25 protein-coding genes are annotated in these 18,426 nt (G+C 55.2%); 13 read left to right on the top strand and 12 right to left on the bottom strand.

The window, feature by feature from the left end:
* The first annotated feature begins 15 nt into the window (after positions 1-15).
* Positions 16-861 (top strand): 3-methyl-2-oxobutanoate hydroxymethyltransferase, encoded by an 846-nt coding sequence (panB, locus tag HXY31_RS10605; RefSeq protein ID WP_292642813.1) that lies wholly within the window; start codon positions 16-18, stop codon positions 859-861.
* Positions 858-2,108 (top strand): bifunctional phosphopantothenoylcysteine decarboxylase/phosphopantothenate--cysteine ligase CoaBC, encoded by a 1,251-nt coding sequence (gene coaBC, locus HXY31_RS10600; protein WP_292642812.1) that lies wholly within the window; start codon positions 858-860, stop codon positions 2,106-2,108. The genes panB and coaBC overlap by 4 nt, the downstream gene beginning before the upstream one ends.
* Here coaBC and HXY31_RS10595 read toward each other — a convergent pair.
* The 4 genes from HXY31_RS10595 to HXY31_RS10580 all read right to left on the bottom strand — a co-directional run bounded on the left by HXY31_RS10595 (position 2,064) and on the right by HXY31_RS10580 (position 5,287).
* A complete protein-coding gene (locus HXY31_RS10595) occupies positions 2,064-3,095 on the bottom strand; it encodes an FxLYD domain-containing protein (RefSeq protein WP_292642811.1) in 1,032 nt (343 codons plus the stop codon). The two genes, coaBC and HXY31_RS10595, sit on opposite strands and share 45 nt — an antisense overlap.
* 45 nt (positions 3,096-3,140) lie before the next feature.
* On the bottom strand, positions 3,141-4,214 hold the full coding sequence (locus HXY31_RS10590) for a Xaa-Pro peptidase family protein (RefSeq protein ID WP_292642810.1): 1,074 nt from the start codon (positions 4,212-4,214) through the stop codon (positions 3,141-3,143).
* A gap of 44 nt (positions 4,215-4,258) precedes the next feature.
* Positions 4,259-4,765: a hypothetical protein gene (locus tag HXY31_RS10585; RefSeq protein ID WP_292642809.1), complete on the bottom strand. Its 507-nt coding sequence runs from the start codon at positions 4,763-4,765 to the stop codon at positions 4,259-4,261.
* 147 nt (positions 4,766-4,912) lie between these two features.
* Positions 4,913-5,287, bottom strand: coding sequence for a hypothetical protein (locus tag HXY31_RS10580; protein WP_292642807.1), 375 nt, complete (start codon positions 5,285-5,287; stop codon positions 4,913-4,915).
* 223 nt (positions 5,288-5,510) lie between these two features.
* Between HXY31_RS10580 and HXY31_RS10575 the strand changes: the two genes are divergently transcribed.
* The 3 genes from HXY31_RS10575 to HXY31_RS10565 are packed head-to-tail and all read left to right on the top strand — an operon-like array spanning position 5,511 to position 7,449.
* Entirely contained in the window at positions 5,511-5,804 is a 294-nt protein-coding gene (locus tag HXY31_RS10575; protein WP_292642805.1) for a winged helix-turn-helix domain-containing protein, read from the top strand.
* 52 nt (positions 5,805-5,856) lie between these two features.
* Complete coding sequence (locus tag HXY31_RS10570; RefSeq protein ID WP_292642803.1) at positions 5,857-6,270, top strand: hypothetical protein; 414 nt, start codon at positions 5,857-5,859, stop codon at positions 6,268-6,270.
* Positions 6,271-6,303: 33 nt separating this feature from the next.
* Complete coding sequence (locus HXY31_RS10565; protein WP_292642801.1) at positions 6,304-7,449, top strand: alanine--glyoxylate aminotransferase family protein; 1,146 nt, start codon at positions 6,304-6,306, stop codon at positions 7,447-7,449.
* On the opposite strand, the gene HXY31_RS10560 is transcribed toward HXY31_RS10565, so the two are convergent.
* Complete coding sequence (locus tag HXY31_RS10560) at positions 7,442-7,690, bottom strand: hypothetical protein (protein ID WP_292642799.1); 249 nt, start codon at positions 7,688-7,690, stop codon at positions 7,442-7,444. The genes HXY31_RS10565 and HXY31_RS10560 overlap by 8 nt on opposite strands.
* Positions 7,691-7,852: 162 nt before the next feature.
* Between HXY31_RS10560 and HXY31_RS10555 the strand changes: the two genes are divergently transcribed.
* The 3 genes from HXY31_RS10555 (at position 7,853) to erpA (ending at position 9,411) form a co-directional block, all read left to right on the top strand.
* Complete coding sequence (locus tag HXY31_RS10555; protein WP_292642798.1) at positions 7,853-8,194, top strand: hypothetical protein; 342 nt, start codon at positions 7,853-7,855, stop codon at positions 8,192-8,194.
* A gap of 66 nt (positions 8,195-8,260) precedes the next feature.
* The gene (locus HXY31_RS10550; protein ID WP_292642796.1) at positions 8,261-8,998 is read left to right on the top strand and encodes a peptidylprolyl isomerase; all 738 of its coding nucleotides are present in this window, start codon (positions 8,261-8,263) and stop codon (positions 8,996-8,998) included.
* 62 nt (positions 8,999-9,060) lie between these two features.
* Complete coding sequence (gene erpA, locus HXY31_RS10545; RefSeq protein WP_292642794.1) at positions 9,061-9,411, top strand: iron-sulfur cluster insertion protein ErpA; 351 nt, start codon at positions 9,061-9,063, stop codon at positions 9,409-9,411.
* Positions 9,412-9,467: 56 nt separating this feature from the next.
* On the opposite strand, the gene HXY31_RS10540 is transcribed toward erpA, so the two are convergent.
* From HXY31_RS10540 to HXY31_RS10525, 4 genes are read right to left on the bottom strand one after another with little or no spacing between them, the layout of a single operon-like run.
* Positions 9,468-10,721 (bottom strand): Glu/Leu/Phe/Val dehydrogenase, encoded by a 1,254-nt coding sequence (locus HXY31_RS10540; RefSeq protein WP_292642793.1) that lies wholly within the window; start codon positions 10,719-10,721, stop codon positions 9,468-9,470.
* A 44-nt stretch (positions 10,722-10,765) separates the two neighbouring features.
* Positions 10,766-11,119 carry a twin-arginine translocase TatA/TatE family subunit gene (locus tag HXY31_RS10535; protein ID WP_292642791.1) on the bottom strand — a complete coding sequence of 118 codons (354 nt, stop codon included), beginning with the start codon at positions 11,117-11,119 and terminating at the stop codon, positions 10,766-10,768.
* 41 nt (positions 11,120-11,160) lie between these two features.
* On the bottom strand, positions 11,161-11,541 hold the full coding sequence (locus HXY31_RS10530; RefSeq protein WP_292642789.1) for a hypothetical protein: 381 nt from the start codon (positions 11,539-11,541) through the stop codon (positions 11,161-11,163).
* A gap of 48 nt (positions 11,542-11,589) precedes the next feature.
* The gene (locus HXY31_RS10525; RefSeq protein ID WP_292642786.1) at positions 11,590-12,240 is read right to left on the bottom strand and encodes an RNA-binding protein; all 651 of its coding nucleotides are present in this window, start codon (positions 12,238-12,240) and stop codon (positions 11,590-11,592) included.
* A 341-nt stretch (positions 12,241-12,581) separates the two neighbouring features.
* Here HXY31_RS10525 and HXY31_RS10520 point away from each other — a divergent pair, with 341 nt between their 5' ends.
* Both HXY31_RS10520 and HXY31_RS10515 read left to right on the top strand, forming a co-directional pair.
* On the top strand, positions 12,582-13,085 hold the full coding sequence (locus tag HXY31_RS10520; protein ID WP_292642784.1) for a hypothetical protein: 504 nt from the start codon (positions 12,582-12,584) through the stop codon (positions 13,083-13,085).
* Positions 13,082-13,489, top strand: coding sequence for a cyclophilin-like fold protein (locus HXY31_RS10515; protein ID WP_292642782.1), 408 nt, complete (start codon positions 13,082-13,084; stop codon positions 13,487-13,489). The genes HXY31_RS10520 and HXY31_RS10515 overlap by 4 nt, the downstream gene beginning before the upstream one ends.
* On the opposite strand, the gene HXY31_RS10510 is transcribed toward HXY31_RS10515, so the two are convergent.
* Complete coding sequence (locus HXY31_RS10510; RefSeq protein ID WP_292642780.1) at positions 13,486-14,265, bottom strand: thermonuclease family protein; 780 nt, start codon at positions 14,263-14,265, stop codon at positions 13,486-13,488. The genes HXY31_RS10515 and HXY31_RS10510 overlap by 4 nt on opposite strands.
* Positions 14,266-14,555: 290 nt before the next feature.
* Here HXY31_RS10510 and HXY31_RS10505 point away from each other — a divergent pair, with 290 nt between their 5' ends.
* From HXY31_RS10505 to HXY31_RS10495, 3 genes are all read left to right on the top strand, one after another.
* The gene (locus HXY31_RS10505; protein ID WP_292642778.1) at positions 14,556-15,461 is read left to right on the top strand and encodes a TFIIB-type zinc ribbon-containing protein; all 906 of its coding nucleotides are present in this window, start codon (positions 14,556-14,558) and stop codon (positions 15,459-15,461) included.
* 58 nt (positions 15,462-15,519) lie between these two features.
* Positions 15,520-16,920, top strand: coding sequence for a cation diffusion facilitator family transporter (locus HXY31_RS10500; RefSeq protein WP_292642777.1), 1,401 nt, complete (start codon positions 15,520-15,522; stop codon positions 16,918-16,920).
* Between the two features lie 391 nt (positions 16,921-17,311).
* Positions 17,312-17,653, top strand: coding sequence for a helix-turn-helix domain-containing protein (locus tag HXY31_RS10495; protein ID WP_292642775.1), 342 nt, complete (start codon positions 17,312-17,314; stop codon positions 17,651-17,653).
* Here HXY31_RS10495 and HXY31_RS10490 read toward each other — a convergent pair.
* Entirely contained in the window at positions 17,643-18,113 is a 471-nt protein-coding gene (locus HXY31_RS10490; protein ID WP_292642773.1) for a hypothetical protein, read from the bottom strand. The genes HXY31_RS10495 and HXY31_RS10490 overlap by 11 nt on opposite strands.
* Position 18,114: 1 nt before the next feature.
* Positions 18,115-18,390: a hypothetical protein gene (locus HXY31_RS10485; protein WP_292642771.1), complete on the bottom strand. Its 276-nt coding sequence runs from the start codon at positions 18,388-18,390 to the stop codon at positions 18,115-18,117.
* Between the last annotated feature and the right edge of the window lie 36 nt (positions 18,391-18,426).

The following is an 18,426-nucleotide window of genomic DNA, read 5'->3' as shown; positions in this document are numbered from 1 at the left end:
AAGGAGCGGAGCAAAGTGACGCAGCAGAAAAAGAAGGTCAGCGTCAGCGACCTTGCGTCGATGAAGGGCAGTGAGAAGATAGCGGTGCTCACAGCGTACGACTATTCCACGTCGTTGATATGCGACAGGGCGGGAGTCGACGTCCTGCTTGTTGGCGACAGCGCGGGCATGGTGGTGCTCGGACACCCAAGCACTGTGCCCGTTGAAATGTCAGAGATGCTGATGTTCTGCGGCGCGGTGTCAAGGGGTGCCAAGAGGGCCATGATAGTGGGCGACATGCCGTTTGGCTCGTACCAGCCAAGCACGAGCATGGCGGTGGAAAACGCCATCAGGTTCATCAAAGCCGGCTGCGACGCAGTCAAGCTCGAAGGCGGCGCAGAGATAGCAGACAAGGTCAGTGCGATAGTGGAGGCAGGCGTGCCCGTCATGGGCCACATCGGCTTAAAGCCGCAGACGTCGTCGCTCTGGGAAGGCTACAAGCTGCAGGGCAGGACCGCAGACGCTGCAGTTCGGCTTTTCCACGACGCCAAGGCGCTTGAAAACGCCGGCGTGTTTTCAATAGTGCTTGAAATGGTCGCAAGCGAGGCCGCAGAGATGATAACAAAGAAGGTGTCGGTGCCCACAATAGGGATAGGCTCCGGCCCCGGGTGCGACGGGCAGGTGCTCGTGCTTCACGACCTGCTTGGGATTTACGAGGACATCAAGCCAAGGTTCGTCAAGCGCTACGCAGAGCTTGCCAAGCCCATCCTCGACGCAGTTGCAAGCTACGCGCAGGAAGTCAAGGCAGGCAAGTTCCCCGGCGACCAGAACACTTTCCACATGGATGCAAACGAGGCGGCAAAGATGGGGCGCAAGAAATGAGGGGCGCGCATCCATCCAAGGACATCACGGGTTCTGACGGAAGCGAGCTTGCCGGCAAGAAGGTTGTGCTGTGCATAACAGGAAGCGTCGCAGCCTACCGCGCAATCGACCTTGCAAGACTTCTGATGCGCCACGGCGCTGACGTGCACGCCGTCATGAGCCAGTCCACGTCGTCCACGCTCCTGCACGCAGACATGATGGAGTGGGCCACCGGCAACGAAGTCGTCACCAGACTTACAGGCAGGCTCGAGCACGTCGCGCTTGCAGACTACAACATGTCCGACCTGATAGTCGTGTATCCGTGCACCGCAAACACGATAGGCAAGGCCGCGTCCGGCATCGACGACACGCCCGTGACATCGGTGTTGAGCGTCGCGCTCGGGTCAAAGATACCTGTCATAATAGCGCCGGCAATGCACGAGGCGATGTACGGAAACGAGTTCATACAGCAAAACGTCGAGAGGCTGAAAAAGCGCGCCACGTTTGTCGAGCCCACCATTGAAGAGGGCAAGGCCAAGGTGGCCGAGCCAGAAGCAGTGCTAAAGGCAACAATTGCAGCCATTGGCAAGGCGGGACCGCTTGCCGGAAGGAAGATTCTGGTGACTGCCGGGAGCACGGCAGAGCAGATAGACCCTATCCGCGTCGTCACAAACGCAAGCTCGGGCAAGATGGGAATGGCAATCGCAAGGGCGGCAGAGGGCATGGGCGCGCAGGTGACGCTTGTATACGGCCACGGCACGGAGACGCCTTCCGCTTCCAGAATAATCAGGGTCAGGACTGGCGACGAGATGCGCGACGCGGTAGTTTCAGAGTTGAAGCAAGGCTACGACGCGCTGATAATGGCAGCCGCAGTTGCAGATTTCAAGCCTTCGAGCAAGTCTGCCAGGAAGATAGACACGAGGTCGGGAGGATTGAAGCTGTCGCTTGTCCCCACCCGGAAAATAGTCGACGAGGTGAAAAAAATAGACAGCGGCGTGTTCCTGGTCGCGTTCAAGGCAGGCTACGGCGATTCTGAACCGGCGCTCGTGGAAAAGGCTTTCAAAAAGCTGAAGGAGTGCAAGGCCGACCTCGTGGTGGCAAACGACCTTGCAAGGAAGGGCTCTGCAGCAGGCTCGGACACGACGGAGGTGTGGATAGTCGACAAAGAAAAGGCAGTCGTCCACGTGCCTCTTGGCAGCAAGCAGGCAGCCGCAAAAAAGGTCCTAGAGCTTGTCGCGGAGTCTGTAAAAGGCAAGCCCGGCAAGTGAGCCGGCCAGCACTAGCATTGCCACCGGGAATTCGGGCACCACCTGCACCGAGCTTGCCGAAAATTCAGTCGACTCGCAGTTGCAGCTTGCCGTGAAATTCCCGGCAGTCCTGCTTGCCGGCGTCTCAAAACCCGCGCTCTGCCCTGCTGCAATGTCCACAGGGTCCGTATAATCAAATACCGAGTCCACTATTCTGCCCTGCGCGTCGTAGACGGCGCACACTATTTTGACCTGCGTGGCGGGCAGGTCTGCGCTGTTGTGGACCGTACCTCTTATGGCGCCGGCGTCCTGCACGGGCTCGACTGTCAGCTGTAGGGCAGACTCCTTTGGCCCGGCGACCCTGTACGTGTCAACCCTGACTGCGTATTCTGCGTTCTGGCTCGTTTCGTCGAGCAGCGGAAAGCTAAAGCCGGAGGTCGTGCCGGGCATGAGCACCGCAATTGTGATGAAGGTGTGCTCTTCCCTCCACCCAAGCTCCTCTCCGCGGAAAAAGAGTATGTCTGCCTGGACCAGCTCAAGCGGGCTGTCCCCTTCGTTTCGCACCTCGCCCACCAGCGTGCTGCCGGTCTGGTCGGAATACCTGCCTGTTGCCAGTACCGCCACGTCGCCTTCAATCACGCGAAACTGTGCCGAGGTCTTCATCTCGCCGTTGACGTAGAGCCGGGCGTTGTACAAGTTGGCGTCAAGCCGGCCTATCTCGTATTCAAGCGTGTGCCCTTTCAGGACCTGTATGCAGACGGTGCCCTCGGCAGGCGGCGTGACTTGTACATTAACAGATATGTCGTTTCCCGAGATATCGACGCCCTGCAGCTCCACGCTGTGGCAGGGCGTGGGCGCCGCAAGCGACACCTTTGCCACCACGGTGCTCTTTTCCGTCGGGACCTCCGGGTAGAACCAGAGCCGCTCTTCATAGGACTGCGCGCTGGCAGAAAGCGGCATCGCAATAATTCCAGCCGCAAAGGCGATCGCCGCAAGGGCGGCTTTCACAAGCCATAGCAGGCATTACATGCTCATTACTATTGTGATGCCTGACTACAGCACTACCAGATCTTTTGTGTACCTGTTCAGGACCTTGGGCCTGCCTGCAGTCACGATGATGCTGTCCTCTATCCTGACGCCGAACTTGCCTGCAAGGTAGATGCCGGGCTCGACTGTGACTGCCATCCTTTCTTTCAGGACCTCGTCGCTGTTTGGCCTAAGCCAGGGGGGCTCGTGCACGTCAAGGCCTATTCCGTGGCCTGTTGAGTGGATGAAGTACTTCTCGTACCCCTGCCCCCTTATCAGGTCCCGGCACGCCTCGTCGACCTGCCCGGTGGTCGCGCCCGCCCTTGCCGCGTCAAGGCCGGCCTTTTGCGATTCTCTCACGATTTCATATACGCGCGCCGCTTCTTCGGCCGGCCTGCCAAGCGCAAAGGTCCTCGTCGCGTCGGCGATGTACCCCTTGTGCCTGAGAGTCAGGTCCACAACTATCATGTCTTTTTTGCGGAATTTCCGGCCCGTGACTTCTGCGTGTGGAAGCGCCCCGTTTGGGCCGCCTGCTATTATCAGCGGGTTGAGCGTTGATTTGTAGGACGGCGGGTTTGCGCCCATCTTCATGGCCTCGTAGATGAGCCGGGCCTGCAGGTCGCGCTCTGACATGCCTGCCTTTATCACGCCGGCGCAGACTTCGTACAGTTTATCGAGAATGTGCGACGCCTTTGTTATGACTTTGATCTCGGCGTCGTCTTTGATCCGGCGCGTCTGGAAGAACGGCTCGGTGTCCACAGTAATGTCGGCCCCGAGCTTGCGCACCTGTTCCACCGTACCGTAATCCTGGATGTCGGCGCAGGCCTTTTTGCCCTTGATGTGAGAGACAAAGGCCGAGAGGAATTCGCTACCGCGCTCTGTCGGGACCACCTCGCAGTCAACAGAGGACTGCTCTGCCCTTGAAAATTCCAGCCGGGGCGCAATCAGTTTCGTTCCTGCGTCCGTGCAGACTGCTATGGCCTCGCCCCAGAACCCGGTCAGGTAAAACACGTTTTCAGGCTCAAACGCTGCGACGGCATTGCATCCTGCCTTTGCGGCATTTTGAATGAGCCTTGCGCGGCGCTCTTTCACGCCTTGCATTGTTTGGCTGCATTATAAAACGTTAAGAAAAAGTTAGGAGAGGGCTAGTTGTTCCAGCCCATTCCCTGCGGGTTCATCGCCCAGCCGCCAAAGTGCTTGCCTTGCCCGAATCCGCCAGGACCAAAGCCCCGGTGGCCGAACATCATGGCGCCGAACTGCTGGCCGTCGCTCTTGTGGAGGACCTCTCCGTTCCCCACGTCGACTATGACCTTGTAGACGTTCTCGCCTGAGGCGTCTGTGACGATAAAGTTGTAGACAAGGTAGCCCTGCACGACTCCGATGTGGCCGCCAAGGACCCTGCCGCCCTCGACCTGCGCCTGCGCGGTGGCCGCGGCGTCAACGAATGATACCTTGACGTTTTCGTTGACAAAGTTCCTTGCTGCATCTTTCACGTTCACAGTGCCGTTTATCTGCGGCACGCTGGCGTTCTTGGCTTCTTCTTCCTGCGCGCTTGCGATTGCGAGTGAGCCCACAAGCACGGCAGTGAGCAGACCGCCCGCAAGGATGGCTATTACTGCCACCTTCTTGTTTAGGAAACTTGCGTTTGCCATTGATATTCAGTGCATGGAAATTATATTAACAGTTGCCGACCATTGTCACGTAACTTTGTTACCAGATATTCAAAGCGAGGCCGGCTCGCCTGCTAGCATCTTGTTCTAGAAAAAGATTGGATGTGCCCGGCATTTCTGCCGAGCCACTCAGATTCTTTCTGTAGCCACTATTGCCTTTCTTGCAGCCCCGATTGTCTTTGCGACGCCGAGCCCGAATATGAGAAGCCCAAAGATTACGACAAGTATGGGGCCTGGGACCACGATGACAGAGAAGTCTCCAAGCGCCATCACTGCAGGCACCATGAAAGCGACGCCGCCGGCAGCAAGCATGCCGCCCACCAGGTACGACCTTCTCTTCAGCGACACGGCAAACGCTGCGACTGCAAGAACTATGGTACTTATGCCAACTGCTGGAGCGATTCCTGCGACGAGAAGCTGTGGGTTTGCCAGGGCGTTGGTCAGGCCCAGGGCCAGCGTTGCGCCGGCAAGAGCCTGCGCGATTTTGATTCTCGAATTCGTCATGGCGCAATCTTGCACCTGATCTATTTTAGGCCTTGTTCACCCTTGATAGGTAACTTTGTTACCACACCTTTATTCTGGCTGCACCAAAAAGTCCTTTTAGGAAGTAGTAGCTAGTTGCTAGCGATGGACATGCTGCTTGCCGACGGCATGAGTCTCATATTGCTGTCTTTGCATACCAACGTTCACCCTGCGCATGTGAGAGGACCGGGGACGCCAGGATAAGTTGGTCCACGAATACCGCGACAGGATATACATCAGAAAGGACATCATGCTCAAGCTGTCCGAGTACGGCGAACTGAACCAGAGCAAGCTTATGAGCTACTGCGGCCTGAACAACGTCAAGCACAAGGAAATACTCGACGACATGGTGCAGAAACAATTGATAGAGAGGTTTGAAGAAGCATGGGGCAACAAGACCATAATCAAGTACAGGATGGCGGAGAGAGGCAGGATGATACTGCGAGAAGTGCTCGAGCCGTACGAGTCGCTGTTCCCGAGGGGAGAGGAAAAGTCATGACGCGTAACAAAGTTACTGCAGGGTTTTTAATGCGAAGGGGGAAGCCAAGATCGTGAGCGGGCCGGAGAAAAAAGACGAGTCTGGAGAGAATGTCTTCAAGATAATGGACGGCATCATCGACCAGCTGAACAGGACAAAGAGGACATTCATCCTGATGGTGATAACCATAATGGTCGTCATCCCGCTGACGTTTGCAGTCACGTCTGCGGTCATAGACCGGCCGTTTCCAGGGCACCGCCCCCCTTGGGGACCGGACGGCTTTGAAAGACCCGAGCCTCCCAACTTTTGGCTGGTGCGCATAATACCCTTTGCAATCGCGCTCATCTGGCTCGGAGTAGGAATCAGGCAGTGGCTGGTGCTCAACAAGTGGACGAAAAAGTACGAGCACTACAAGGAGCTGCAGAAGAAACTGGACGAAAAGCTGGGCGACGAGGACGAGGAAAAGAACGGATCAAGTCCGACTTGATTTAAATATCGGCCAGCGTGCCTTTCAGCGTACATGGAATACCTCGTGATGCTACCAGGTCCTACAAACGTTCCCAACAGGGTCATGAACGCGATGCTTGCACCCGTGATAAACCACCGAAGCGACGACTTTCGTGTGTTGTACAAGGAGATATTTGAAAAGACCCAGAAGGTCTTCCAGACCACCGGCGACGTAGTGCTGCTTACAACGTCGGGCACAGGCGCCGTCGAGGCGTCCGTCGTGAATCTTATCAAAAAAGGCGACAAGGCGGTCATCCCTGTAAACGGCGAGTTCTCTACGAGGCTTGCCGACCTAATAGACAGCTGGGGCGGCCAGGCAATCAGGATAAAGGCGCCGTTTGGGCAGAACCCGCCTTACGAGGAGTTTGAGAAGGCCTTTGACCAGCACAAGGACATCAAGGCAGTCTATGCTGTTTACAACGAGACTTCCACCGGAACTACCATACGCTACATGGACAAGCTGGGCCAGCTTGCGTCAAGCAAGGGCGCCTTCTTTGTCGCTGATTCGGTGTCGATACTTGGTGGCGACGAGCTTCCAGTCGACAAGTGGAACATTGACGTGTGCGTGACTGCGTCGCAAAAGGCGCTTGCGGCGCCGCCTGGCGTGTCGCCGGTGTCAGTCAGCCCGAGGGCGAAAAAGTACATGCAGGAAAACCCGCCGCCTACCAGCTACCTGAACCTGAAGCGCTACTTCAAGTACCAGGAAGAGCACTTTGAGACGCCGTTCACTCCTGCGCTCCCGCTGTACTATGCGTTCCGCGAGGCGCTCAACATCATACTCGAAGAGGGCATGGAGAACAGGATAAGGCGCCACAGGATATGCGCAGAGGCGTTCTACGCAGGCCTGAACGCGATGGGGCTTACGCCGTTTGCAAAGGAAGACGCAAGGAGCAACGTCGTCATTGCAGTCAACTACTTGCCTGGCATGGACGACAAGAAATTCCGCGGGCTACTTGGCGAGCAGTTCAAGGTGCTCGTCGCCGGCGGCTTTGGCGACCTGAAGGGCAAGGTGTTCAGGGTGGGCTCGATGGGCGAGGTCAGCAAGTACCACGTCATGAGGACGCTGTCGTCCATTGCGTCGGCCATGAACATGCTGGGTGTAAAGGCAAACCCCGAAGCCACGTCTGTGGCGCTTGAAAAGCTCAAGGGGCTCAACTGATACCCAGCAATCGTTCAATGTCCGGAATCATACGCGGATTAAGGGATACCTGTAATCCATAGCTAGTCGGTTTGGGCAGTATGTAGCCCAATTTGATTAGCTCCTTTGCTTGTTTTTCTACCATACCTCGCATGTGTGAAGGCACGCCTTTTTTCAAATTTTCAATGGCTGTGTGAGAGCCTCCGATCTTGTTATCGTTATACAGCCGTCTCAAAATGTCAAGCTGTATCGGAGTCACCATGCGTTGGGCAAATGTGCTTCGAACTATATAAATATTACGTAATTCAATACGTAAATATGGATGTTGTATAACATTATTAGCTAGGCTTTATAGCCCATTTATTGGAAGCTTGTATTGGTATAATGGTAAGCTTTATTATTAGTAACAGGTAATACATTACCTATGCAGAAAGACAAGGTTCTGGAACAAGGCCCTTTGGAAATGTTGTTTACCGGCAATGCTACTGCAAGGATTCTAGATTTCGTTGCTACCATGCAAGCATTCGACTATTCTGAGTCAGATATTGCTCGATATTCCGGAGTATCACTCAAACATGCACAAACTACGATTCCCAGATTGGTTGAATCAGGTCTATTAATTCAAACACGAACATCAGGACGATCAAAGATGTACAAACTTAACAAGGAAAGCAAATCTGGAACTGCCCTAGAAGACTTTGTCTTGGCTTTAGCCAGTACACGCGTTCACAAACAGATGCCAGAGGAAAGATCACTTACCACATAGATGCAAGACAGATTCCTAGCCGCACCTTCGTAATCATAATATAAGGTTGAAAAGGGAACGAAATCCATGCCATTTGAAAAGGGTTCTCTCGTTCTGGTAGATTACACTGCCAAGGTTAAGGACACTAACGAAGTTTTCGAGACTACGCGCGAAGAAGAGGCCAAAAAGACAGACCTCTACGACCCGACCCGCAAGTACGAGCCGAGGCTCGTCTCGGTGGGCGAGGCGTGGGTTCTCAAGGGCCTTGATGAAGCATTGGCAAAGGCAAACGTCGGCGACAAGCTGAACGTCGAAGTAACGCCTGACAAGGGCTTTGGCGAGCGCGACCCCAACAAGGTCAGGATGATCCCGCAGCGCAAGCTCGGCGACAAGGCTGATGAAGTGCAAGTGGGCGATGTCGTGGAACTTGACGACAGGACCGGCATCATCCGCTACATCGGCTCCGGTAGACTTCAAGTTGACTTCAACCACCGCCTTGCGGGCAAGACACTCATCTACGACGTCAACGTGACAAAAAAACTTGAAAGCGACAACGACAAGGTGACGGCCCTGATAAAGCGCAGGATCCCGATAGAGGACGAGAAGGTAAAGTTCAAGCTGACAGGCGACAGCCTGGAAGTCGAGCTTCCCGAAGAGACCTACATGGCAGAGGGCCTGCAGATAATAAAGAGGGCGGTTGCAAACGACGTGTTCAAGTTCGTGACTGCCGTCAAGAACCTGAAGTTTGTCGAGAGCTACTCTGCGCCCAAGCCGGCAGAGAAGAAAGAGGACAAGCCGGCCGAGGCAAAGGCGGAAGCCAAGTAACCTTTTTCCACTTTTTATAGTGGGAAAAACTTATTATATTAAAAAATGCAAGTTTTCCCAGTATGGAATCCGTTCAGCACGCACAGAGCATAACGATAACCCCCAAGGCCGCAGAGAAGGTGGCCGAGTTCATGAAGCAGGAGGGCAACACGGGCCTCTATCTCAGGGTCTACGTGACCGGCGGAGGCTGTTCAGGCCTGTCTTATGGCATGGGCTTTGAGGAAAAGCCGGACGAGGACGACGCGGTCCTGGAGCAGAACGGCGTCAAGCTCTTGGTTGACAGCTACAGCCAGAGGTACCTGAAGGGCGCAAACGTCGACTATGTCGAGAGCCTGATGGGATCCGGCTTTAAGATAAACAACCCCAACGTGACGAAGAGTTGCTCGTGCGGACACTCGTTCAGCACAGAGTAAACTTTCTTTTTTCCTCTTTTTGATTTTAGAATAGCGTAGGCTAAAAAAGTAAGAGGTTACGGCCACAGGCCGCGGATGTTTGTCGCCTCGACGACCCTGTTCACTGCAAGCACCATCGAGGCCTTGCGCATGTTGACGTGATAGTCCTCGTGGGTCTTGTAGATGTCAAGGAACGCCTTTGTGATGTTCTTGTCGAGCTTCTGGTTGACCTCGTCCTCGGTCCAGTACTCGCGCCTGAGGTTCTGCAGCCACTCGAAATACGAGACAGTCACGCCTCCGCCGTTTGCCAGGATGTCCGGTATAACAAGCGTCTTGTTCTTGTACAGAACTTCATCAGCGTCTGGAGTCGTCGGGCCGTTTGCCGCTTCTGCGACGATCTTTGCCTTGACGTTCTTGGCGTTTCTGCCCGTTATCTGGTTTTCAAGCGCGGCAGGTATCAGGATTGTGCAGTCAAGCTCCAGTAATTCTTCGTTGCTGATTGATTTTGCGCTGGGGAATCCTACGACGGAGCCGGTCTTTTCCTTGTGCTTGCGAAGCGCAGCTATCGAAATGCCTGCCTTGTTGTAGACGCCGCCCTTCGAGTCAGACGCTGCGATTGCCTTTGCGCCCTGCTCTTCTACAAGCTGCGATGCAAACTGGCCGGCGTTTCCAAAGCCCTGCACTGCAAGGGTCGCAGACTTCATGTTTATTTTCAGTTTCTTGGCAGCCTCTCTCACGGTGAACGAAAGGCCCCTGCCGGTCGCCTCGTTCCTGCCAAGCGAGCCTCCTATCGGGAGCGGCTTGCCGGTGATAATCTCTGGCTGGCCGTAGTTGCCTTTCAGTGCTGAATAAGTGTCCATTATCCAGGCCATCTCCTTGCCTCCCGTGTACACGTCGGGCGCAGGGATGTCAGTCCGTGGACCTATGATGTCGGCGATTCCGTACGCGTAGCGCCTTGTCATCCTTTCAAGTTCGCCGTTTGACATCTCCTTCGGGTTGCAGATGATGCCGCCTTTGCCGCCGCCGTACGGGATGTCGGCTACTGCGCACTTCCAGGTCATCCACATCGACAGCGCTTTTACTTCGTCGATTGTGACCTGCGGGTGGTAGCGGATGCCGCCTTTGTACGGGCCGCGCGCGTCGTTGTGCTGCGACCTGAAACCTGTGAAAACCTTGATCTCGCCGTTGTCCATCTTAGTAGGGATGGAGACTATAAGGACGCGTTTTGGGTTTGCAAGTACCTGGTGCATCCCCTTGTCCAGCTTTATCAATTTCGCCACTTCGTCAAGCTGCTTGAGGGCCATCTCAAACGGGTTCAATGCCTGAGACATTGGCTCAAAGCTAGCGGGATAGTGTATTTAAGTGTTAGAAGGTGTCAGGCGCTCATCTTTCTTGATATGAGCGACCTCAGCTCGTCGTCGCTCTTGCCTGCGCAGTCTATGCCAAGCGAGGTGGCTATCATCTCCAGCTTTTGCCTCTCCGACTCGACCGGCCCCGTAATCCTCGGGACCTTGCTTATTCCGGCCTCCCTTTTTGCCTGCTCGGCGGCCTCTTCCATCTCCTGCCTGAACCTTGCCCGGGTCTTTTCGTATTCGCCCACGGCCCTGCCTATGGTCCTTGAGAACTGGGGCAGGCGCTTTGTTCCAAAGATGAGTATGAGCGCAAGGAGGATGATGATGGCCCACTCTGAGCCTGCTATGTTCATGAGCACGGCAGACGAAAGGGGCATACGTACAGCGATTGTCAAATAAGGGAATTAAAGATTGCCTTTCAGATGTTCTTCATCAGTTTAGAGACAGTCACCTGGCACGACGGCATCGGGTCAAGGGACACGCACAGGAACCTGTCGCCCCTGACGGTGAGCGGGACCGTCAAAAGCTTCACGTCGTCAAACTCGGACAGCTGGTATTTGAGCGGGCCCAGCGACGACTCGAACGTCTTGTTGAGGGTCACCGACTGGTAGCTTGCGTAAAACATGTTGGTCTCGACGTCGGTCTTTGCAGACGACTCGTAAAGCGGGCGCTTGATGTCCTTTCTGTATCTCCCGGTCAAGAGCTTGCCCCTGTCGTCGACCACGCCTGCAAACCGGACATTCCTGTCAGTCGAAAGCGCAAGCTGGCACAGCTCGGCGAAAAACTCGTGTTCCTCCAAGACTACCCTCGATACCCTTTTTTGGATACCACATAATAATCTTCCACTTTAGCCCTTCATGCCGTCTTCGAGCCTGCCGACTGACTCTATGAGCGCCTTCCTCCTGCTTTCTTCGGTCACCGCCGCGCGCACGTCTTCAATCAGCATCCTTGCCACGTCCAGCTTTTTACGCAGGCCGGCGACTACGTTGTCGTAAACTGCAAACGGGTAGATGGCGCCGTATATCTCTTCCATGACTGCAAAGAGCGACTCGGCACTCCGGCCCTTTCCGGCCCTCATGCTGTCGTAAACGAGGCGCTTTATCTCGCCCACGCAGTCTAAAAGCCCCGTCAGGTACGCAGGCCCCGATACCTTCAGCTCGTCCATCGAGGGTATGGCCGAGCCTTCCATCACTGATTTTAGCGCATACGCTTCCACCAGCTCCTGCTCTGCGACAGAGACGTACTTTTTCAGGTCCTCCTGAGCAGAGGCGCGAAACTCGTCGAGCATAGCCTTGGCGCCTTCCATGTCCTTTTTTGCTGCTTCCATCTCGCCTCTGTGGAGCGCGATAATCGACTTGCTGCAGAGCATCACCGCGTCGCGAGTGCCTTTTATCAGCTGCTCGCGGCGCTCCTGCACGTCCTTCAGGTCCGCGTCGATGGCTTCAAGCGAGCCCCGTATGCCAAGCTCGGGCATGGCCTTTATCGATATCCGTTTCAATAAAAGACTTGCGCGGGCTTTGTAAAAAAAGCCGCCTCGCGATGCTTCTGTACATTCAAGATTGGGCTCGCGGCGTAACCGATCCGGCCCCTTTCCTGCCCACCGGAGCGTGGAAAAATGTTACATCGTGTAACATTTTGAGCACGAAAAAATGATACAATTTTGCAGGATGGCAGGAGGCAAAAAACAATCTCGTGCGCAGAATTAGTTCTTTTAAGGCAGCCCGGGCGTGTAATTATTAGTTTTGCCGCATAGCGAATCAGTCAGACAGGGGTTATCTTTTTTACAGAACCACTTGCGCGACAAACCTTATTTTTGGGGCGCACAAACGCTAACCGGGCTTGGGGAACATCCGCCGGAGCAGGGGCTACGCGTTCGAGCACGGGCTCGTCGAGCGCTTTAACGAGCTTGGCGACTGGAAGGCGCGCAGGCTCGGCGGCTCGTCGACCGGCCTTCCGGACATAGTCGCAGTAAACAACGAAAAAAGCGTGCTCCTCACAATCGAGGCAAAGTCGGGGACAAGCGACATCCTCTACGTGCCGCAGGACCAGATAGAGCGCTGCATAGTTGTAAGGGAGATGTTTGGCGCGTACAGCGAGCGCCACATCGTATTTGCGTTCAAGTTCATGAGCAAAAAGAGGTTCCGCCGCAAGAACAAGACCGTCTATGAACAAAGAAAGTTGATAGAATACTACAAGGTGGCAGACGAGCTTGTGGGCGCAAACCCGCTGCCCATTGTGAAATGCACCTACGACGGCAGGACGTTTGCGATGCACGGAAGCAAGACAGTAGCGCTTGCGCTTCCAGACCTGCCGATGCCTTTCAGGAACGGCAGAAAGAAATGAAGAAACTGGTTGCGCTTGATTTCCCCGGGCTTGCCGAAAGCGCCCAGATAGAGCTTGACGATGCAGACTCGCCTGCGACTGTCAGGGCGATAATCGAGAGCCTGCCAATCAAAATGACGATCGAGAGGTGGGGCGACGAGCTCTACTCCGAGCCCACGCCGGTCAGGGCGGGCGAGGAGAACGCCAAGTCTGAAGTAAAGTTGTTTGACGTGGCGTACTGGCCCGAAGGAAATGCGCTGTGCTTTTTCTACGGCCACACGCCCATGAGCAAGGAAAAGATACTGCCCTACTCGCCCGTGAACGTCGTCGGCAGGATAAAGACGAGGCCAAAAGACGTTGCCAGGTTCCTTGACGCCGTCGAAAGGGCGCACGTAAGGAAAAAGGTGCAGGTCGTCCTGCGCTAGCAGCCGTACTCTCTAGCCCACGATTCTGCGGCAAACTCGCTAACAGAGCAGTACTGCGTGTACATGCCTGCGTGGCCGGCGTACAAGAGCTCGGCGTTCAGTATCCTGCCTCCGCAGAACACCTTTGCAACCATCCTGCCGTAGCTGCCAGACGTCTGCCCGTCGTCCTCGTCCACAAGGACCGTCGAGCCGACAGGGCACAGAAGCGACGTGAACGCGGTCGCCTCTTGATATCCTGCGTCGCCCCTTTCAGGCGTGTTGACAAGCGCAAGCCTTACCCTGATGCTTCCGACATCAAGCGTGGCGCCGTCCACCACCTTTGTGACTGTTCCCGTAAAGCACTCGGCTGTGCCAAGGCAGTAGGTGACCGAAGACGCCTGCTCGACGTCAAGTTCTACTCGCGGCACGTCGGTTGACAACGCCACAGGCGACGCCGAGTTCTGCCACACAAAGGCCTCCACCACATGCCGCCCCTGCTTTTCGGGGAGCCACGACGAGGCAAACGCGCGCTCGTCGCCTGCAGCAAGCGTTACAGCCGCAAACGAGATATGCGCGGTGTACCCGTCGGGGTCCTTGACCTGGAATATGTATACAAGCGAGACAGGCTCGTTTGCCCTCATGTTCAATTGCAGAGAGACTGGCCTTCCGGTCTCGGCCTGCTCCTGGCCGTCCTGCAGGTTCACCCTGAGGTCGAGTATCGAGACAGGCCCGGACTGCCCATAGGCGACGGCTGGAAGGAGCAAAGCTGTCATTACCAAAAGGGCGGTTTTCTGCACTAATTCTCAAGGCCTGCCTGATTATATTAGATTAATCGTTTTGAGGTACGGTTTCTACAATAATTCCATAAATCAATGGCCGGCCTGCGCGGTATCAGGCAAGGACCAGATAACAATTAGTAAGTTAACGGCCTATTTTCTGGCTGTATAGGAGAAAAACATGCAATTTTTCTATGAATTTCTGTCTATGATCGGTTTTATGAATAGTACAAGTGCCGAATGCAATTATTTTTTGTTCCACATTATTTATAAGCAAAGAACACGAGAATTACATTGATTTTAGAGGAAAAATGAAAACATCTCTAGTATCTCCATGCAAGCACGATCGGACCGTCACCGACCCAGAGTCTGGCGAGATTATTTGCCGGAACTGCGGGCTGGTGATATCTGACAAGATCCAGGAGACCCGCCCAGAGTGGCGCGCGTTCACCTCGCAGGAGGCGGACGACAGGGCGAGGACCGGGATCCCAAGCTCACTTGCGCGCCACGACATGGGCCTGTCGACAATCATTGCCAAGACAGACAAGGACGCCAGCGGGCGGAGGATAGAGGGGGTCATGAAATCCACGATGGACCGCCTCAGGGCGTGGGACTTTAGGACGCAGGCCCACACGCCGACTGACAGGAACCTGAGGCAGGCGTTCTCGGAGCTTGACAGGCTCAAGGACAAGCTGTCGCTCTCTGACGCAGTCGTCGAAAAGACGGCCTACATCTACCGAAAGGCGCAGGAGCGCGGGCTTGTGCGCGGAAGGACGATATCTGCGACGCTTGGAGCCGCTCTATACATAGCGATACGCGAGACTGGCATGTCAAGGACGCTCAAGGACATCGCAGAGACGAGCAACGTCAAGCGCAAGGACCTGGCGAGGATGTACAGGCTCGTAGTGATGGAGCTTGACCTGAAGATACCCATGATAGACCCGATGAAGTGCATCGTAAGGGTGGCAAGCAAGGCCGGCCTGTCTGAAAAGACAAAGAGGCACGCCATGAACCTGATGCACGAAGTAGTCGAATCAGGCATGTCTGCAGGCAAGGACCCGATGGGACTTGCGGCGTCGGTGCTCTACATGTCCTGCCTTGCAACGGGCGAGAACAGGACCCAGACTGACATCGCAGAGGCGGCAGGCGTGACTGAAGTGACTGTCAGGAACAGGTACAAGAGCCTCAAGGGCAGGCTCGACGTGGAAGCCAACTAGGCTCCCTCCCACATTTTTGAAACACCTATATAGCAACTCTGCAATCAGCTGGTGAGCCGTGGCAGCAGCCGGCGAGTTTGCGCTCAAGAGAAATGCCCTCCGGATATCGCTTGTAGCCATTGCTTCGGTTTTCGTCTTTGAGTTTGTCGCAGGCATTGCAACAAACAGCCTTGCACTTTTAACGGACAGCACGCACGCGCTGCTCGACTCGGTTGTAACCGGCATCCTGATAATAGCAGTCAGGCTTGCGTCCAAGCCCCGGGACATCGAGCACACGTACGGCCACGGCAAGATAGAGGCTATCGGGAGTTTCATTGGAGGTGCTGCATTATTTGTCGTTGCGATACTTTTCATCTACGAGGCGGCAGGCAGGATAGCATTCGGCGGGCCAACCGCGCTCGTAGTCCCGGGCGCAATCGGCTTCGCAGCCGCGACATACACGCTTGCAGTCGACGTTTTGAGGATAACAGTCCTTGGCAGGGCGGCAAGAAAGTCTGGTGCGGCGACGCTCCGTGCAGACCTTTACCATGCTATAGCCGACTTTGGCTCGACTTCGGTAGCGATTGTCGGCCTGTGGCTTGCGACCACCGGCGTGTACGCCGGCGACGCGGCGGCTGCAATAGTTCTTGGCGCGTTCCTGGCGTACCTGAGCAGCAGGTTTGCCTACCAGAACGCAGTAGAGCTCACAGACAGCATACCGCCCCGGCTCGTCGCAAAAGTAAGGCAGGCGGCGATTGAAACAGAGGGCGTGCTTGGCTGCAGCGACATCAAGATGCGCAGGGTCGGCAGGGAGGTATTTGTCGACGCCACGATAAGCCTCAAGGCCGACATCAGCTTTGAGAAAGCGCACGAGACAAGCGCGCAGGTGGAGCACAACATCGCGCAGGCGCTTGGCATGGCAAGCGTGCAGAACATCACGGTCCACTTTGAGCCGGTTTTCAGCCCCGACCTGCCGATGGAGTCGATTATAGAGCGCGCTGCTGCGCGCGTGAGCGGCGTCAAGGGCGTGCACAACATCATCGCGTCGAGGGTGGGCGGAACCGGAAGAATCGAAGTGTCGCTCCACATCCAGGTCAACAGGTCGGCTACCCTGAGCGAGGCCCACGCCATAGCAAGCGCCGTTGAAGAATCGATAAAGGGCCAGCTGAAAGACGCAGACGTTACCGTTCATCTGGAGCCTTTGATGCCGGGCCTTGCGGGCGTGCAGCCCCTTGCAGACATTGAGATGCAGAACTCGATAGCGCAGATAGTTCTTGCGTCGCCGGAGATAAAGAAGGTGGGAAGGGTGGCGACTTTCCGGACGGACGACGATGTGCTCAAGATAGACGTGGACTGCACCTTTTCGCAGGAGGGGCCGGCGACGATAGAGCAGGTGCACGAGCGGGTGACTGACATCGAGAAGCAGATAAGGAAAAAGTATCCCGGCTCGATAGTGACGATACACGCAGAGCCTGATTAGGATTCACGTATAGAGCTGCAGGAATAAAGATAGAGGGTACAAACAAATGGATAACGATCATACAAAACGCGGCCAAGAAAGTCTAATGCGTGGCTAGCGACGCTACCAGTTACTTATATCTTCGCCTATCTGTTCACGTACCCCGTTCTGCCATTATACATACAGAGCAAATCGCATGTATTGTAATTTTATAAGGAAAGTGGGAAAGAAATTTCCTTTTGAGTTAAAGGCATTCGAGATTAACTTTGGCTTTTTCAAAATGTACTTTGAACGTAAGGCTCACCCGACAAAATTTGACAGTTAGCTAATCCGACGAAATCAGAACAGTACCCTCAAGATTGTTTAAATATGTCCGATTAGGTTAGCCTAATTAGGCTTACCTAACTTGACCATGAACGCTCTCACATTTGACAGCCACGACGTGGCGATGCCGCTCCTGCAAGAGCTTGCAGACGGCGTCTCGCACAGGATAATAATGTCAACTATTGATGCCGCCAAGACCGCCGCGCAGGTGTCTGCAGAAAACTCGCTGCCGCTAAGTTCAACGTACAAAAAGATCAAGAAACTCCAGGAGGCCGGCCTGCTGTCTGTCGAAAGGATAGAGCTTGACGGCAAGGGCAGGAAGGTCGTCTACTACAGGAGCAGGGTCAAGTCGATGGAGTTCAACCTGTCCCGCGACCAGGTGTTCTTGCATTTTGAAAGAAACGATGCGCGCATTTCGCTCAAGTCATAGCAAGCACGTGCAGCGCTATCAATACTACAAGCAATGCAGACATTGCAATCTGGGTGTGGAGCACCTTTGCAAACACCCTGGCGTTCCTTGAAGAAAACCTGAGCACTATGCCGCTTGCAGTCAGGACTGTCATCACTACCGCAAGCGAGAGCGAGATCGCGTCAAGCCCCCTTATGAGGGCGACCCCGTGCGCGGCCCCGGCAGCAAAGCCTATCAGGTTGAGCGCGATGTGGGCGTTCAGAATCGGCCGGTGCTGCAGGGAGAGGTCCCTTGTTATCGCGTCACCGCCGCCAAGCGTTGCGACTGACAGCTTTTTCACGCGCACGTAAAGCATGAAAGGCACGGTGCCAAGCGCGCCTGCGCCTATCGCGACCCACCCAAGCGATGCTGCCGCGCCGCCTTCGTCTGCGTACGCCGCTGCAGGTGCAAACAGCAGCGCCAGGATAAAAAATCTCTTCAATTCAGGCCGCCTTTGGCTTTGCCTTCCTCTTTATCTGGTAGACCTTGTAGCCCGCATAGCCTGCGACTCCGAGAATTGCCGCAACGGTGCCGGCAAGGATCAGACCAGCCACGCCGGAGCCAAGGATGGACCCTCTATCGTCGTCCTCGCCTTCCCGCTCTCGCTCTGTCAGGCCAAAGCCTTCCCTCTCATCATCCTGGGCAAACGCCGGCGCGCCCGAAATTGCCATCGACGCGACGACAGCTGCCAGTGCCAACACTGCAATTGCTTTCTGCATCGTCAACCGTGATTGGGAGCTTGTTTTTGAAATTTA

The organism is Nitrososphaera sp. (assembly GCF_013388945.1).
In the GTDB taxonomy this organism is placed as follows: domain Archaea; phylum Thermoproteota; class Nitrososphaeria; order Nitrososphaerales; family Nitrososphaeraceae; genus Nitrososphaera.
Note: the sequence above shows the minus strand (reverse complement) of the source record. Positions and strands in the feature narration are given on the sequence as shown.

What these genes read in the sequence shown, in the direction of transcription:
- HXY31_RS10515 (WP_292642782.1), top strand. Translation starts at nt 13,082, where the DNA reads ATGAAGAAACTGGTTGCGCTTGATTTCCCCGGGCTTGCCGAAAGCGCC.
- HXY31_RS10485 (WP_292642771.1), bottom strand. Translation starts at nt 18,390, where the DNA reads ATGCAGAAAGCAATTGCAGTGTTGGCACTGGCAGCTGTCGTCGCGTCG.
- HXY31_RS10495 (WP_292642775.1), top strand. Translation starts at nt 17,312, where the DNA reads ATGAACGCTCTCACATTTGACAGCCACGACGTGGCGATGCCGCTCCTG.
- HXY31_RS10560 (WP_292642799.1), bottom strand. Translation starts at nt 7,690, where the DNA reads ATGGTGACTCCGATACAGCTTGACATTTTGAGACGGCTGTATAACGAT.
- HXY31_RS10535 (WP_292642791.1), bottom strand. Translation starts at nt 11,119, where the DNA reads ATGCCCCTTTCGTCTGCCGTGCTCATGAACATAGCAGGCTCAGAGTGG.
- HXY31_RS10565 (WP_292642801.1), top strand. Translation starts at nt 6,304, where the DNA reads ATGGAATACCTCGTGATGCTACCAGGTCCTACAAACGTTCCCAACAGG.
- HXY31_RS10540 (WP_292642793.1), bottom strand. Translation starts at nt 10,721, where the DNA reads ATGTCTCAGGCATTGAACCCGTTTGAGATGGCCCTCAAGCAGCTTGAC.
- HXY31_RS10590 (WP_292642810.1), bottom strand. Translation starts at nt 4,214, where the DNA reads ATGCAAGGCGTGAAAGAGCGCCGCGCAAGGCTCATTCAAAATGCCGCA.
- HXY31_RS10550 (WP_292642796.1), top strand. Translation starts at nt 8,261, where the DNA reads ATGCCATTTGAAAAGGGTTCTCTCGTTCTGGTAGATTACACTGCCAAG.
- HXY31_RS10580 (WP_292642807.1), bottom strand. Translation starts at nt 5,287, where the DNA reads ATGACGAATTCGAGAATCAAAATCGCGCAGGCTCTTGCCGGCGCAACG.
- HXY31_RS10555 (WP_292642798.1), top strand. Translation starts at nt 7,853, where the DNA reads ATGCAGAAAGACAAGGTTCTGGAACAAGGCCCTTTGGAAATGTTGTTT.
- HXY31_RS10505 (WP_292642778.1), top strand. Translation starts at nt 14,556, where the DNA reads ATGAAAACATCTCTAGTATCTCCATGCAAGCACGATCGGACCGTCACC.
- HXY31_RS10585 (WP_292642809.1), bottom strand. Translation starts at nt 4,765, where the DNA reads ATGGCAAACGCAAGTTTCCTAAACAAGAAGGTGGCAGTAATAGCCATC.
- erpA (WP_292642794.1), top strand. Translation starts at nt 9,061, where the DNA reads ATGGAATCCGTTCAGCACGCACAGAGCATAACGATAACCCCCAAGGCC.
- coaBC (WP_292642812.1), top strand. Translation starts at nt 858, where the DNA reads ATGAGGGGCGCGCATCCATCCAAGGACATCACGGGTTCTGACGGAAGC.